Here is a 458-nt window from a genome sequence, read left to right on the forward strand (position 1 = left end):
CGACAACGACCGTGTCGACCGTCACGGGCTGGTTGACCGGATTGTAGATGCTCAGCCGCAACCCGGTGAAATCATACGCCGTGCCCGACACAGTCGCGCCGCTCGCCACGAAGGTAGCCTCGAACAAGCCGCTTCCGTCCGCCAGGGTGTCGACGAGCTTGGCATTTGCGGGCGACGCCGCGTCGAACGCGACACCGTTGCCGTTGCCGTTGGAGAGCAGCTTGTAGAGATCGAACTGCGTCGAGCAGTTGGTGGATCTGAACCGCAACGTATAGGTGTCGCCCTGCGCGTCGGGGTTCCAGTTGAGCCGCATGTTGCCGGTGCCGAACGCAGCGGTCGTCATCACCAGCGGGCTCGGGACGGTGGCAAGGAAGGTGACCGGCGCAACGCGGTTCAGCACGCCAGTGAGATACCCCTCGACCGACCGGGCGAGTGCGCTGTTGCTGACCGTGCGCGGC

1 protein-coding gene is annotated in these 458 nt (G+C 65.1%); it reads right to left on the reverse strand.

What is annotated here, in order from left to right; translation table 11 throughout:
• A partial coding sequence (locus O7A70_RS34030; protein ID WP_337144236.1) for a hypothetical protein occupies positions 1 to 458 on the reverse strand: 458 nt, incomplete at both ends.

It is taken from the genome of Mesorhizobium sp. Cs1299R1N1, assembly GCF_037179655.1.
GTDB classification, from domain to species: Bacteria; Pseudomonadota; Alphaproteobacteria; order Rhizobiales; family Rhizobiaceae; genus Mesorhizobium; species Mesorhizobium salmacidum.